Annotated in this window: 4 protein-coding genes; 3 read left to right on the top strand and 1 reads right to left on the bottom strand. The window is 74.3% G+C overall.

Features of this window, described 5'->3' with window-relative positions; translation table 11 throughout:
• Positions 1-73 precede the first annotated feature (73 nt).
• Positions 74-1,318, bottom strand: a complete 1,245-nt coding sequence (locus ACIRST_RS26350) for a cytochrome P450 (protein WP_350525338.1) — start codon at positions 1,316-1,318, stop codon at positions 74-76.
• A 648-nt stretch (positions 1,319-1,966) separates the two neighbouring features.
• Here ACIRST_RS26350 and ACIRST_RS26345 point away from each other — a divergent pair.
• From ACIRST_RS26345 to ACIRST_RS26335, 3 genes are read left to right on the top strand one after another with little or no spacing between them, the layout of a single operon-like run.
• On the top strand, positions 1,967-12,484 hold the full coding sequence (locus ACIRST_RS26345) for an amino acid adenylation domain-containing protein (RefSeq protein ID WP_402804802.1): 10,518 nt from the start codon (positions 1,967-1,969) through the stop codon (positions 12,482-12,484).
• Positions 12,481-14,271 carry a condensation domain-containing protein gene (locus ACIRST_RS26340; protein WP_402804800.1) on the top strand — a complete coding sequence of 597 codons (1,791 nt, stop codon included), beginning with the start codon at positions 12,481-12,483 and terminating at the stop codon, positions 14,269-14,271. Before ACIRST_RS26345 ends, ACIRST_RS26340 begins: the two co-directional genes overlap by 4 nt.
• Complete coding sequence (locus ACIRST_RS26335; RefSeq protein ID WP_350525335.1) at positions 14,268-15,416, top strand: nucleotide disphospho-sugar-binding domain-containing protein; 1,149 nt, start codon at positions 14,268-14,270, stop codon at positions 15,414-15,416. Before ACIRST_RS26340 ends, ACIRST_RS26335 begins: the two co-directional genes overlap by 4 nt.
• Positions 15,417-15,599 lie beyond the last annotated feature (183 nt).

Below are 15,599 nucleotides of genomic sequence, written 5' to 3'. Positions count from 1 at the left end.
TGAGCACGGGGGCGGTGGGTCTGCGACCGGGCCGGGCCGGTCGTGCTCGGGGTGACGACCGGCCCGGGCGGGGTCAGCCGGCGGGGGTGCTGCTGCCGTGCACGGCGACCGGCAGCCGTACCGGACCGAGGACGCCGATCGACGGGTGGAACCGGATGTCCGAGTCGGCCGGCACCTCGATGCGCTCGAACCGCTCCAGCAGGGCGGTGAGCGCGATGCGGGCCTCCATGCGAGCCAGGGGCGCTCCCAGGCAGAAGTGGATGCCCTTGCCGAAGGCGACGTGCCGGCTCCGGTCGGACCGGCGGATGTCGAACTCCTCGGCCCGCTCGAACCGGGTGGCGTCGCGGTGGGCGGACGCCAGCCAGACGCACACCATGGCGCCGGCCGGGATGTGCTCGCCGCCGAGTTCGGTGTCGCACGCCGCGACCCGCTGGTCCCGGACCAGGGGGGAACGCCAGCGCAGCACCTCCTCGATGACGTCGGGCAGCAGGCCGAGGTCGGAGCGGACCTCGGCGAGGACGTCGGGGTGGCTGTCCAGGCTCATGACGGTGTTGCCGACGAGCACGGAGGACGGCAGGTGTCCGGCGATCACGAACATGCCGATGACACCGACGATTTCGTGGTCGCTCAGGGAGCGTCCGTCGACCTCCGCCGTGGTGAGGGCGGTGATCAGGTCGTCCTCGGGCTTCGCGCGGCGCTCGTCGATGATGCCGAGCAGGTACGCGGAGGCGAAGCGGACCAGCTCGCCGAGTTCGCGCACCGCGGACTCGTCGGCCTTGCCGAGCTCGCCGGCGGGCCGGGCGCCGAGCAGCGCGTCCGCCCAGACCGTGAACAGTCCGTGGTCCTTCTCCGGGATGCCGAAGAGCTTCGCGATCACCCGGGCGGTCAGCGGGGCGGCGAAGTCGGCCACGACGTCGAAGGTGCCGCTGCCGTCGGCCGACAGCTCGATCCCGTCCAGCAGTTGGTTCGCCGTCTCGGCGATGACCGGTTCGAGGCGGGCGATGACGTTGGGGGTGAACGCGCGCCGCACCAGTTCGCGCATCTGGGTGTGGTGCGGCGGGTCGACGCCGAGGAAGTTGCCCTGGGCGGCACCGGCCAGCTCCCGTTCGTCCTCCGGGATCAGGTCGTTCATGTCACTGGAGAAGGTCCGGAAGTCACCGAGCACCTGGAGTGCCTCGTCGTAGCCGAACACCTCCCACACCCCGGGCTGTTCGCTCTTGGCGACCGGGCCCGCGGCCCGGCCGCGGTCCACGTATTCGAGGAACGCCTCGGTCCGCTGGTCGTAGGGAAGGGTGGTCATGCCTGCGAGATCGGTCATGGAATAGCCCCCGCGAAAAGGTCAACCGGGCAGGAAAGGTCAACGGGGACCAGCAGCGAAAGGAGCTGAAGGTGGCCGGTTCTCTTGCTCGCCTGGCCACTCAGACGGAACCCCCGCACCGCCCCGGATCGTCGAAATCGGTCGCCGGGAAGGGCGGTTCGACTTGACGCAACGGGACGAGAGCCTAGGTAGCCGTGATCGACAGTGTCAAGGCTGTTTCCCCGGTCGAGCCCCGCTCGGGGCCCTCTGACCTGGGGGAATTCGCGTGGCGGCGCCGTCCTCACCGGATAGCCGGCCGACGGAGCGGTTCCGGCCAGGAGGGAGGTGTTCCGGCCACGCCCTTGCGATCTCTATTCGGCGGGGTACGCTGCCGAAAGGTGCCGGCGGGCTGTTGTTCGAGGACGTCGAGAGCAGGACGCGCGGCACGACACACGGGGACGGGGGATGTACAGATGGTCGTGCAGTTTTTTCGGGACCGGGACCACGCCGGACCTTCGCGCTGAAGCCTCGCCGGAACTCGCGAGGACCCCACAGGAAACAGCCGGAAGCGCGCGTTCGTACCGGCGCGGCACCGTGTCGACCGATTTCCGGGTCCTCGCCTGTTCGTGAGTGGACTGCAATCGCCAATGGCTCCGCGAAGGACTCCGCATGCCCGCAACAGTTCGTCATGAATCCGCTCTCACTTCCGCGCAGACCGGGATCTGGCTGGCCCAGCGCTTCGCGCGGGACGGCCTCGACTACAGCGTCGCGGTCTACGCCGACATCACCGGCCCGCTCGACGTCGACCTGCTGGTGCAGGCGGCCCGCGGCACCTTCGCCGACTGTCCGACCCTGCGGGCCCGCATCGTGGCGTCCGGTCCGGAACCGGTCCAGGTGATCGACGACGCGGCCGAACTCGTCATGCCCTGCCTCGACCTGCGTGACCGGGAGCGGCCGTACGAGGCCGCGACTGCGTGGATGCAGGACGACCTCGCCGTGCCGCTCGCCCCGGACGGCGACCGGATGTACTCCTTCGCATTGCTGCGGATCGGCCCGGAGCGCCATCTGTGGTACCTGCGGGCGCACCACGTGGCCATGGACGGCTTCTCCGGAGCACTGTTCGTGGGCGAATCCGCTGCCCGCTATACCGCACTGGTGACCGGACGGGCCGTCGGAAACGGTCTCGGCCGGTTCGAGGACATGCTGCGGGCGGACCGCGCCTACCGGGACTCCGCGGCATTCCGCACGGACCGCGCGTACTGGACGGAGAAACTCGCGGGAAGCCCGCCGCCCGCGACGTTCGGACAGGCCGAGCCGAATCGGCCGGCCGGCCGGACCCGTGAGACGGTGGAAATCGGGGCGGAACTGGGCGCGGCACTCCGCGAACTCGCGCAGCGTTCCGGTGTGACGCCTCCGGCGGTTTACGCCGCGGCCGCCGTCCGTTACACCGCGCGGCTCACCGGAGAACCGGACGTCGTTCTCGGGCTGCCGGTCACGGCCCGGTTCGGAAAGGCAATGCGCAGCATTCCCGGAATGACGTCCAATGTGGTGCCGCTGCGCGTCGCGGCCGGACCGGATCTCCCGTTGTCCGCATTGCTGCAGAACGTCTCGGCGGAAATGCTGCTCGGCCTGCGCCACCAGCGCTACCGGTACGAGGACCTGCGCAACGACCTCGGCCTGGGCGAGGAAAGCAGCCCGCTGGTCGGGCCGCACGTCAACCTGCAGTTCTTCGGCGAGGGCGTGCACCTCGCCGGATGCGAGACGACGGTTCACAACCTCACCAACGGCCCCGTCGACGACCTGGCCTTCGTCTTCTACGGGGACGCCCGGGGCGGCAGCGGACGGATCGACGTCGACGGCAACAACGAGCTCTACCGCCGCGATGACCTCGCGGTCCACGGCCGGGGGATCCTCCGGCTGCTGGAACGGATGGCCGAGGCCGATCCGGACACGCCGACCCGTGCCCTCGACGTCCTCCGCCCCGACGACCTGGAGCGGGTGCTCGTCGGACGCAACGACACCGCGCGGCCGAGGCGCCCGGAAACGGTCGTGGACCTCTTCCGGGCCCGCGCGGCGGCCTCCCCCGACGCCCCGGCGGTCGTGCACGGGCCGCGCAGCGTCTCGTACCGGGAGCTGGACGAGCGGGCCGACCGGCTGGCGGCCGCGCTGCGCGCCCGCGGCCTCGGCCCGGAGGACGTCGTCGCGCTCGCGGTGCCCCGCTCCGTGGAGCTGGTCACCGCCCTGCTGGCCGTGGTCGAGTCCGGCGCCGCGTTCCTGCCGATCGACCCGGACTACCCGGCGGACCGCATCGCGTACATGCTCGACGACGCCCGGCCGGCGCTGCTGATCACCACGCGGGACACCGTGCCCGCCCTGCCCCGGGCCGAGGCCACACCGCGGCTGCTGCTCGACGACGCCGAGGCGACCACGGCACCGGAGGCGGCACCCGGTCGGGACGCCACCCGCGCCGACCGCCCGCGGCCGCTCGCACCCGACTCGCCCGCGTACGTCATCTACACCTCGGGCTCGACCGGCCGACCGAAGGGCGCGGTCAACACCCATGCCGGCCTGGCGAACCGGCTGCACTGGATGCAGGACCGCTACCGGCTGACGGCACAGGACCGGGTGCTGCAGAAGACCTCCTGCGGGTTCGACGTCTCCGTCTGGGAGTTCTTCTGGCCCCTGGTGAGCGGTGCGACCCTGGTCATGGCCGACCCCGGACTCCACCGGGACCCGGCCTACCTCGCCGCAGTGATCCGCGAACACCGCGTCACCACCGTCCACTTCGTCCCCGCCATGCTCCAGGCCTTCCTGGCCGAGCCCGGGGCCGGCCGGTGCACGAGCCTGCGCCGGGTGATCTGCAGCGGGGAGGCGCTGCCCGCCGAACTCGCGGCCCGGTTCTCCGGCGTCCTCGACTGCGAGCTGCACAACCTGTACGGGCCGACCGAGGCCTCCATCGACGTGACGTACTGGCAGTACGACCCGGCGCGCACCGGCGCCCCGCCGATCGGGCGCCCGATCGCCAACACCCGGGTGTACGTGCTGAACCAGGCCCTCGAACCGGTGCCCGACGGCGTGCCCGGCGAGCTCTACCTGGCCGGGCAAGGCCTGGCACGCGGCTACCTCGGCCGGCCGACCGTCACCGCGGAGCGCTTCGTCGCCTGCCCCTTCGGCGGGCCGGGCGAGCGCATGTACCGCACCGGCGACCTGGCCCGCTGGGACGCCGACGGGCAGTTGGTCTACCTCGGGCGCACCGACGACCAGGTGAAGATCCGGGGCGTGCGGATCGAACCCGGCGAGATCGCCTCCGTCCTCGGCGAACACCCCGAGGTGGGCGAGGCCGTGGTGGTGGCCCGGGACGACCGCGGCCCGGGGAAGTACCTCGTCGGGTACGTGGTGCCCGAGCGGAACCGGCTCGCGTCCCGGCAGGAACGGACCGGCGGCGAGCACGTCGACCAGTGGCAGCAGCTCTACCAGTCGATGTACGGTGCGCCCTCCGAGGCCGCCTTCGGCGAGGACTTCGCGGGGTGGGACAGCAGCTACACGGACCGCCCGCTGCCGCTGGAGGACATGCGGCAGTGGCGCGACCGGACGGTGGAGGCGATCCGCGCCCTGCGGCCCCGGCGGGTGCTGGAGATCGGGGTCGGCAGCGGCCTGCTGCTCGCCCCGCTCGTGCCGGACACCGAGCGCTACTGGGCGACCGACTTCTCGCCCGCCGCGATCGCCGCGCTGCGCCGGCACCTCGACGCCCGGCCGGACCTGGCCGGACGGGTGGAGCTGCGCACCCAGGCCGCCGACGACCTCACCGGGCTGCCCGAGGACTTCTTCGACACCGTGGTCATCAACTCGGTGGCGCAGTACTTCCCCGACGCGGACTACCTCAGGACCGTCCTGCGGGGGGCACTCGCCCTGCTGCGCCCCGGAGGAGCCGTCTTCCTCGGCGACGTCCGCAACCTGAGGCTCCGCCGGTTCCTGGACACCGGAGTGCAACTCGCGCACAGCGGCGAGGACGCCGACCCGGAGGCCGTCCGCAGGGCCGTGGCGCAGCGGGCCCGGCAGGAGAACGAACTCCTGGTGGACCCGCAGTTCTTCACCGCGCTCGGCCGGGAGACCACCGACCTCGGCGGCGTCGACGTCCGGGCCAAGCCCGGTGACTACGACACCGAACTGAGCCGCTACCGCTACGACGTGGTGCTGCACAAGCGCTCGCAGCGCCCGCCCGTCTCCCTGCTCGACGTGCCGCGGGCGAGCTGGGGCACCGAGGTGCCCGACCTGGCCACTCTCCGGGACCGCCTCGCCGCCGACCGGCCGGAGCGGCTGCGGATCACTGCCGTGCCCAACGCCCGGCTGGCGCCCGAGGTGGCCGCCGCCCGGGGGTTGGCGGCCGGCTCGCCGATGGCCGAGGTCCGGCGGGCGGCGGCCGGGGACGTCCCGGCCGGCCCGCTGCCCGAGGACTTCCGCCACCTCGGCGAGGACCTCGGCTACCGCACGGTCGTGACCTGGTCCGGCGAGGCCACCTCCGGCGAACTCGACGTGATCTTCCTCGACCCCCGCACCGCGGCCACCGAGGCCCTGACCGACGTGTGCCTCCCGGCGGCAGCGCAGCCGCAGGCCCTGACCAACAACCCGTCGGTCGGCCGGGAGGCCGGCCGGCTCGCCGCCGCCCTGCGCGAACACCTGCGCGACAACCTGCCCGACTACATGGTCCCCGCCGCGGTCCTGGTGCTCGACGCGCTGCCCACCACGGCCAACGGGAAGCTGGACCGCCGGGCCCTGCCCGCACCGGAGTTCCGGGCCACCGGTGCCGGACGCCCGGCGCGCGGTCCGCGCGAGGAACTGCTGTGCCGGCTGTTCGCCGAGGTCCTGGGCCTGCCCGGGATCGGGGCCGACGACAGCTTCTTCGACCACGGCGGCGACAGCATCGGCGCGATCCAGCTGGTCAGCCGCGCACGCGGGGCCGGCGTGCTGTTCACCCCGCGCGAGGTCTTCGAGCACCGGACGGTGGCCAGGCTCGCCGAGGTGGCCCGCACCCAGGACGCCCCGGACCCGGCGGGCACCGGAGTCGGCCCCGTCCCGCTGCTGCCGATCGCCCACCATCTGCGCGGACTCGGCGGACCGGTCGGGAGGTTCAGCCAGTCCCTCAGCCTCGACGTGCCGGCCGGACTGCGCGCCGAGACGCTCACGGAAGCCCTGCAGACCGTGCTCGACCACCACGACGCACTGCGCCTGCGCCTCGACCGGGACGACGACGGCGCGTGGTCGCTGGAGGCCCGTCCGACGGGCACCGTCGACGCAGGCCGCTGCCTGCACCGGGTGGCCGCCGACCGGCCCGGCGGGCTCACCGCGGCGGACGTCCGGACCCGGGAGGAGGCCGCCCTCGACCGGCTCGACCCCGAACAGGGCGTCCTGCTGCAGGCCGTCTGGTTCGACGCCGGCCCGGACCGCCCGGGCCGGCTGTTCCTGGCCGCCCACCACCTGGCCGTCGACGGCGTGTCCTGGCGCGTCCTGGTGCCCGACCTGGCCGACGCCCACGCCGCCCTGGCCGAGGGCGGGCGCCCCGCCCCGGCCCCGGTCGGCACCCCGCTGCGGCAGTGGTCACAGCACCTGGCCGAGCGCGCCCGCACCCCCGGACTGGAGGCCGAGCTCGACCACTGGCGGGAGACGCTCACGGGCGACCGCGCCCCGATCGGCGCCCGCCCGCTCGACCCGGCCCGGGACGTCTTCGCGGCCCGGCGCACCCTGGTGTCCTCCGTCGACGGCGACACCACCGCCGCGCTGCTCACCGAGGTGACCAGCGCCTTCCACGCCGGCGCGAACGACGTCCTGCTCAGCGCCCTCGCCCTGGCCGTGCAGGACTGGCACCGACGGCGCGGGCACGGCGCCGCGCCCGTGCTGGTCGACCTGGAGGGACACGGCCGCGAGGAGGACGCCGTCCCGGGCGTCGACCTGTCCCGGACGGTGGGCTGGTTCACCAGCCTCTTCCCCGTGCGCCTGGACCCCGGCGTGACCGATCCGGCGGAGACCTGGACCGGCGGGCAGGCCGTCGCGACGGCGCTGCGGAACGTCAAGGAACAGCTCGCGGCCGTGCCCGGCAAGGGACTCGGCTTCGGGCTGCTGCGACACCTCAACCCGCGGACCGCGCCCGCCCTCGCCGCCCTCGGCACGCCGGACATCGGCTTCAACTACCTCGGCCGCTCCCTCACCACCCGCGGCCGGGGAGCCTGGACCCCGGTGCGGGACGGCGGCGGACTGGCCGGACACGCCGACCCCGGCGCGCCCTTCGCGCACGCTCTGGAGATCAACGCGCTCGTCCACGAGGACGGGGACGACGGCCCGCGGCTGTCCGCCGAGTGGTCCTGGCCGCAGGACCTGCTCACCGAGGCCGAGGTCCGGGACCTCGCCGACACCTGGACCACCGCCCTGCGCGCCCTGGCCGGCCACGCCCGCCGACCGGGCGCCGGCGGTCACACGCCGTCCGACTTCCCGCTCGCCCGGCTCGACCAGCAGGACGTCGACGAGATCGAGGCCGCCTGCCCCGACGTCGAGGACGTCCTGCCGCTGACGCCGCTCCAGGAGGGCCTGGCCTTCCACGCCGCGTACGACGACCACGCGCCCGACGTCTACCACGTCCAGATCGCCCTCGACCTGGAGGGCGCGATCGACCCCCGGAGGCTGCGCGAGGCGGCCGAGGACCTCCTGCACCGCCACCCGGTGCTGCGCAGCTGCGTACGGCACCGCGCGAGCGGCGGCCTGGTCCAGGTCGTCCGTGCCGAGGCCCCGCTGCCGTGGCGGTACCTGGACCTCGGCGGGCTCGACCCCGAGCAGCAGGAGGAACGGGCCCGGGCCGAGGTCCGGGAGGACCTGGTCAGCCGCTTCGACCTGGCCGAGGCACCGCTGCTGCGGCTGACGCTGCTGCGCCTCGGCGAAGGCCGCCACACCCTGGCGGTGACCAACCACCACATCGTCCTGGACGGCTGGTCGATGCCCCTGCTGCTGCAGGAGCTGTTCGCCGCCTACGGCACCCGGGGCGCCGGCACCCCGCCGCGGCCCGTCGGCACCTGGCGCGGGTACCTGGACTGGCGGGCCGGCCAGGACCGCCCCGCGGCCGAACAGGCGTGGCGCACGGCGCTCGACGGTCTCGACGCACCGACCCGGCTGGCACCGCAGGGCGACGCGCACGCCTCCGTCCAGCCCGCGTCCCGCTCCGTCCGGCTGCCCGAGCCCCTCACCGCCGCGCTGACGGGTCGGGCCAGGGCGCACGGCGTCACGCTCAACACGGTCGTGCAGGCCGCGTGGGGGCTCCTGCTGAGCCGGCTGACCGGCAGCGAGGACGTCGTCTTCGGCACCACCGTCTCGGGCCGGCCGCCCGAGCTGCCGGGCACCGAGACGATGATCGGCTGCTTCATCAACACCGTCCCCGTGCGGGTGCGGCTGCGCCCCGAGGAGCGGATCGGCGCACTGCTGGCCAGGCTGCAGGACGAGCAGTCCCGCCTCGCCGCCCACCAGCACCTCGGGATCGCCGACATCCGGCGCCTGACCGGAATCGACGGCGAACTCTTCGACACCATCAGCGTGTTCGAGAACTACCCGCTGGACCCGGATGCCCTGAACGGCGGCGCGCGGGCCGGCGGCCCGCGGGTGGCCGCCGTGCGCACCCACAACGACGTGCACTATCCGCTGGCGCTCATCGCCACCCCGGGCCCGTCGCTCGACCTGCAGTTCACCTACCGGCCGGACCTCTTCTCGGCCGACGACGTCGAGCGGGTCGTCCGGCGGTACACCCGGCTGCTGGAGACGATCGCCGGGGCGGACCCGGACACCCGCGCCGACCGGATCGAGGCCCTGGAGCCGGCCGAGACCCACCGGCTCGTCGAGGAGTGGAACGACACCGGAACCCCGGCCGCCCCCGTCGCCGTGGCCGACGCCGTGCGGGAACGCGCGGCGTGTACGCCCGGTCGGACGGCGGTGGTCGACGCGACCGGCACGCTGACCTACGGCCAACTCGACGCGCGGGCCGACCGGCTGGCCCGTCGGCTGCGGGCCCGGGGCATCGGCCCGGAGGACCTGGTGGCGGTGGCGGTGCCGCGGTCGGCGGAGTTGCTGGTCGCGCTGCTGGCCGTCCTCCGGGCCGGCGCCGCCTACCTGCCGCTCGACCACCGGCACCCCGCCGAACGGACCGCGTTCATGGTCGAGGACGCCGCGCCCGCGCTGGTGCTCACCGGCGGCGAGGAACCGCCCGGCCTGCCGCCGGCGGACCGGCTCGCCCGGCTCGCACTGGACGACGCCGACACGTTCGGCGAACCGTCCGGGCAGCCCGACGAGTACGGCGAGGTCCCGCCGGAGCCCGCCCGCCCCGTCCCCGAAGCCTGCACCGCCTACGTCATCTACACCTCCGGCTCCACCGGGCGGCCCAAGGCCGTTGCCGTGTCACGCGCCAACATGAACGCCCTGGTCGGCTGGGCGGTGGAGCGGTTCGGCGGCGACGGGCTGGACCGGGTCCTGGCCGCCACCTCGCTCTCCTTCGACGTCTCGGTGTTCGAGCTCTTCGCCCCGCTGGCCGCCGGCGGACAGGTGGAGATCGTCCGCGACCTGCTCGAACTGGCGGAACGGCCCTGGCAGGGCTCGCTCATCAGCGGTGTCCCCTCCGCGCTGGCCGGGCTGCTCGCCGACCCGTCGCCGACCTTCGGGGCCCGGCTGCTCGTGCTGGCGGGCGAGGCCCTGCCCGAGCCCCTGGTGCGGCAGATCCGCCGCTCGCTGCCCGGTACGGCGATCGTCAACCTCTACGGGCCGACCGAGGCGACGGTGTACGCCACCGACTGGCCGTGCGCCGACGCGCAGGTGCCCGCCCCGCCCATCGGCCGCCCGCTGCCGCACACCCGGGCCTACGTCCTGGACCGCCGGCTGCGCCCCGTCCCGGCCGGGGTGGCCGGCGAGCTGTACCTGGCGGGCACCGGCGTCGCGCGCGGCTACCTCAACCGGCCCGCGCTGACCGCGGACCGCTTCGTCGCCGACCCGTACGGTGCTCCGGGAAGCCGGATGTACCGCACCGGCGACCTCGCCCGGTGGTCGTCCGACGGCGCGCTGGACTACCTGGGCCGCGTGGACAACCAGGTGAAGGTCCGCGGGCACCGGATCGAACTCGGCGAGGTCGAGGCGGTGGTGGCCCGTCACCCGGACGTCGCCCAGGCCGTCGTCCTGGCCCGAGACACCTCGGCGGGCACCACCCGGCTGGTCGCCTACGTGGTGCCGCGCCCCGGCGCGGAACCGGACCTCACGGACCTCGCGGACCGTACGGCGCAGGCGCTGCCCGGCTACATGGTCCCGGCCGGCTACGTCGTCCTGGACCGGCTGCCGGTCACCGCCAACGGGAAGCTGGACCGGGGCGCCCTGCCGGAGCTGGAACCGGTCGGGGACACCCCGGACACCGGCCGGGCCCCGCGCACCTCGCGCGAGGAAGTGCTGTGCGAACTCTTCGCGCAGACCCTGGGCGTGCCGCGGGTCGGGCCCGACGAGAGCTTCTTCGCGCTCGGCGGGGACAGCATCACCTCGATCCAACTGGTCAGCCAAGCCCGGCGCCGGGGGCTGGAGTTCACTCCCCGGGACGTCTTCGACCACCGGAGCCCGGCGAACCTGGCCAGGGCGGCGCGCGAGCGGGCCCACCCCGTGGCCGAGGAGGACACCGAGGCGGGACCGGGACCGCTGGAACCGACTCCGGTGATGGAGCGGCTCCGGGAACTGGGCGGTCCGATCGGCCGGTTCAACCAGTCGATGTTCGTCCGGCTGCCCGTCGGTATCGACGAGCGGACGCTGTCGGCGGCGCTGCGGTCGGTGGCGGACCGTCACGAGGCCCTGCGGCTGCGGCTGCACCGGAAGGACGGCGACACTTCCTGGGACCTGGAGATCACCGAGCCGGGAGCCGACCTCGGGCACCGGCTCGCCCGCCACGACGTCTCCCGGCTGACCGGTGCCGAACTGAGCGGGACCGCCCGGCGGCAGGCCGAACTCGCCTGGGACCGGCTGGCCCCCGAGGACGGCACGATGTGGCAGGCGGTGTGGCTCGACGCGGGCCCGGCCGCCCCCGGGTACCTGCTGCTGGCCGTGCACCACCTCGCGGTGGACGGCGTCTCCTGGCGCATCCTGCTGGGCGACCTGGCGGAGGCCGCCGACGCGCTGCGCCGCGGCGCCCCCGCCTCGCCCGCACCGGTGGGGACCTCGCTGCGCCGCTGGTCGAGGCTGCTCGCCGCGGAGGCCGGCAGCGCCCGGCGGACGGCGGAACTCGGCCTGTGGACGAGGATGCTGGAGGGCGGCGACGCGCCGCTCGGCCGGCGGGCACCGGACCCGGCCCGTGACGTGGTGGCCTCCCGGCGGAGCGTCGAGCTGACGCTGCCGGCGGACGCCACCAAGGCGCTGCTGACCGACGTGACGACCGTCTTCCACGCCACGGTCAACGACGTCCTGCTCACCGCGGTGGCGCTCGCGGTGCAGGACTGGTGCCGTCGGCGCGGGCGCCCCGCCACCGCGGTGCTGGTGGACGTCGAGGGCCACGGCCGGGAGGAGGACGCGGTCGGCGGCGTGGACCTGTCCCGAACGGTGGGCTGGTTCACCAGCGTCCACCCGGTCCGGCTGGACCCGGGCGACGTCGAGTGGCCGGACCTGTGGGCGGCCGGGCCGGAGACCGGGCGGGTGCTGAAGCGGGTCAAGGAGCAACTGGCCGCGATCCCCGACCACGGTCTGGGCTACGGCCTGCTCCGCCACCTCAACCCGGACACCGGGGACGTCCTCGCGGGGCTGCCCGTGCCGCAGATCGGCTTCAACCACCTCGGCCGGTTCACCGCGCCCGCCGGGACCGGTGAGTGGGCGCCGGCGTACGGGATCGGCGGGTTCACCGGCGGCGCCGACCCGGACCTGCCGCTGGCGCACCCGGTGGAGGTCAACACCCTCGTCCGGGACGACGACGGCTCGGCCCCGGTGCTCGTGGCCGAGTGGTCCTGGGCGGCGGAGCTGTTCACGGCGGCGGAGGTCGAGGACCTCGGAGAGACCTGGTTCCGCGCCCTGCGCGCGCTGGTCGACCACGCCCGACGCCCCGACTCGGGCGGCCACAGCCCGTCCGACCTGCCACTGGTCTCCCTGTCCCAGGACGAGATCGACCGGCTTCAGGAAGAACTTGCCCTGGAGGGGGAGTTGTGACAACCGCAACGAAGCGCACGCCCAGGATCGACACCGTTCTGCCCCTCACGCCCGTCCAGGAGGGGCTGGTCTTCCACGCGGCGTACGACGAGGACGGCTCGGCCCTGTACAACGTGCAGGTGGCGCTGGACCTGGAAGGTCCGCTCGACGCCGGCGTGCTGCGGCGGTCGGTGGAGGCCGTCGTCCGGCGGCACCCGACCCTGAGGGCGAGCTTCCGGCGCAGGGCCTCCGGCGACACCGTGCAGGTGGTCCAGTCGGAGGTGCCGGTGCCCTGGGAGGAGGTGGACCTCACCGCGGTCGCGGACGGCGACGTGGAGGCCGAGACCGGCCGGATCACCCTGGACGCCCGCACCCGCCGCTTCGACCTGGCCGCGGCCCCGCTGGTGCGCTTCACCCTGGTCCGGCGCCGGTCCGACCGGTTCCGGCTGGTGCTGACGAATCACCACGCCGTCCTGGACGGCTGGTCCACCGGGCTGCTGCTGCGCGAGCTCTTCGAGGTCTACGGCGCCGGCGGCGACGCGTCGGCGCTGCCGCCCGCCGTGCCGCTCCAGGAGTTCTTCGCCTGGCGGGCCCGCCAGGACGCCGGCCGGGCCCGGACGGTGTGGCGCGCGGCGCTGGCCGGCCTGGAGGAGGCCACCAGGGTGGCCCCGAACGCGGACACCCGCACGGCGGTGCCGACCGAGCAGGTGCTGGTCACCGTGCCCGCGGACCTGACGGCGGCCGTCGTCGAGCGCGCCCGGCGACTGGGCCTGACCACCAACACCGTGGTCCAGGGCACGTGGGGCCTGCTGCTGTCCCGGCTGACGGGCCGGGACGACGTGGTCTTCGGGACCACGGTGGCCGGCCGGGCACCCGAGCTGCCGGACGTCGAGGCCATGGTCGGGATGCTGGTCAACACCGTGCCGGTGCGGGTCCGGATCGACCCGCGGGAGACCCTCGCCGGGCTGTTCGCCCGGCTCCAGGACGAACAGTCCCGGCTGGGCGCCCACCAGCACCTCGGGCTGACCGAGATCCAGGGCCTGTCGGAGGTGGACGGAGACCTCTTCGACTCGCTCGTGGTGTTCGAGAACTACCCACTGGACAGGTCCGTCGACTCGGTCGTCGGCGTGCGGGTGACGGCCACGGAGGCGCACAACAGCGTCCACTACCCGTTGAGCCTGCTCGCCCACCCGGGCGAGACCATCGTGCTCTGCTTCGGCTACCGGCCGGACCTGGTCAGCGGCCCGTCGGCCCGGCGCGTCGCCGACCGCTTCGTGCACCTGCTCGACGGCTTCGCCACCGGCGCGTCGGACACCGCCGTCGGCGGGATCGACGTCCTGACCGCGGAGGAACGGCACCGGCTGGTCGTCGGGCTGAACGACACGGCCCGCCCGGTGCCGGACCGCTCGGTCGCCGAGCTGTTCGCCGCCCAGGCCGCGGCCACGCCCGAGCGCGTCGCGGTCCGGTACGGCGGACGGGCCACGTCCTACCGGGAGTTGGACGACCGCGCGAACCGGCTGGCGGCCGCACTCGGGGCCCGCGGCATCGGGCCCGAGGACATCGTCGCCCTGGCGGTGCCGCGGTCGACCGAGATGGTCGTGGCGCTGCTCGCCGTCCTGAAGGCCGGCGCGGCCTACCTGCCCATCGATCCCGGCTACCCGGCCGAACGCGTCGGCTTCATGCTCGCCGATGCCCGGCCCGCCCTGCTCATCACCACGACCGGCCTCGTCGAGCGCCTCGGCGCGAACCCGGGGATCCCCCGGCTCCTCGTCGACGACGTCCACGCTTCGGAAGGAGACTTCTCATGAGGGTACTGTCCACCGCCGCCCCCGGCTCCGGGCTCTTCCTGCCCACCGTCCCGCTGGCCTGGGCGCTGCGCAGCGCCGGGCACGAGGTCCTGGTCGCCAACAACGGCCGGGCCGCCGAGACGCTGGTCTCGGCCGGTCTCCAGGCGGTCGACGTGTGCCCCGACCGTGACGTGTTCGCCGAGTTCATGGAAGCGAGCCGGGTGATCAACTCGACGCCGCCGGGCGCCCCGAGGCCCCGGCGCGGCGGGCTCGGGCTGTTCGGCGAGGAGATGGCCGAAGGCCTGCTGAAGGTCGCCGAGGAGTTCCGGCCGGACCTCGTGCTGTCCACCCTGGAGCAGGGGGCCGGCCCGCTGGTGGCCGCCGCGCTCGGTGTCCCGTACGTGGAGCAGAGCGTCCGGCTGGCGTGGGCGGGCAGCGACGAGCAGGCCGTGACGTACCGCGGGAACATCGCCCGCTACCTGGAGCCCACCCGGGCCGAGCTCGGCCTGGACGAACCGGCGGCGGCCGCCGCGATGATCGACGTCCGGCCGCCGAGCATGGGGGGCCGCGACGACGCGACCGAGTGGTCGATGCGCTACGTGCCCTACAACGAGAGCCGGCTGCTGCCCGAGTGGGCGCTGGCGACGCCGTCCCGGCCTCGGGTGTGCCTGACCATGGGCAGTGTCCTGCCGCTGTCCGGTGAACTCGGCGAGCTCACCGCGTTCCTCCAGGAGTGCGGTGGTCTGGACATCGACCTGATCCTCGCGATGGGGGAGGCCGAGGCGGCGGCGCTGGGTCCGGTGCCCGACAACGTGCGGGTGGCCGGCTGGGTGCCCCTCAGCACCCTCCTCCCGACCTGCGCCGCCATCGTGCACCACGGGGGTGCCGGCACCGCGCTGACCGCACTGGCCCACGGCGTTCCGCAGCTGGTCGTGCCACGGCTCGCCGACCAGCCCGCGAACGCGGCCGTGATCGCGGCCCGGGGCGTCGGACTGGCCTGCGCCCCGCACGAGGCGACCGCGTCCACCGTGAAGGACCTGCTGCGGCAGCTGCTCGACGTGCCGGACTACCGGCGGACGGCCCGCGAGGTGCAGGCGGAGATCGCCGCCCGGCCCAGCCCCGCGGCGCTGGTCGCGCGTCTGGAGGAACTCGCCGGCGCGCGGTGACCGGAACAGGGGTCGTCCAAGGTCAGGGGCACTTTGCCGAGTCTTGAAGAAAGGGTGCCCGGCCTGGAACCATGGCCTGCGGCCGCACGTCGTACCCACAGGTGATCGGCCGGGGGGACAGGCCGCCCGGCACGTTACGCTGCTTTGAGGGGTAAAGCGGCGCCGTGCCGCCATCGGACAACT

Source organism: Kitasatospora sp. NPDC101447 (genome assembly GCF_044767225.1).
Taxonomy (GTDB): Bacteria; Actinomycetota; Actinomycetes; order Streptomycetales; family Streptomycetaceae; genus Kitasatospora.
This window is presented reverse-complemented; position numbering and strand designations above follow the sequence as displayed.

What these genes read in the sequence shown, in the direction of transcription:
- ACIRST_RS26350 (WP_350525338.1), bottom strand. Translation starts at nt 1,318, where the DNA reads ATGACCGATCTCGCAGGCATGACCACCCTTCCCTACGACCAGCGGACC.
- ACIRST_RS26345 (WP_402804802.1), top strand. Translation starts at nt 1,967, where the DNA reads ATGCCCGCAACAGTTCGTCATGAATCCGCTCTCACTTCCGCGCAGACC.
- ACIRST_RS26335 (WP_350525335.1), top strand. Translation starts at nt 14,268, where the DNA reads ATGAGGGTACTGTCCACCGCCGCCCCCGGCTCCGGGCTCTTCCTGCCC.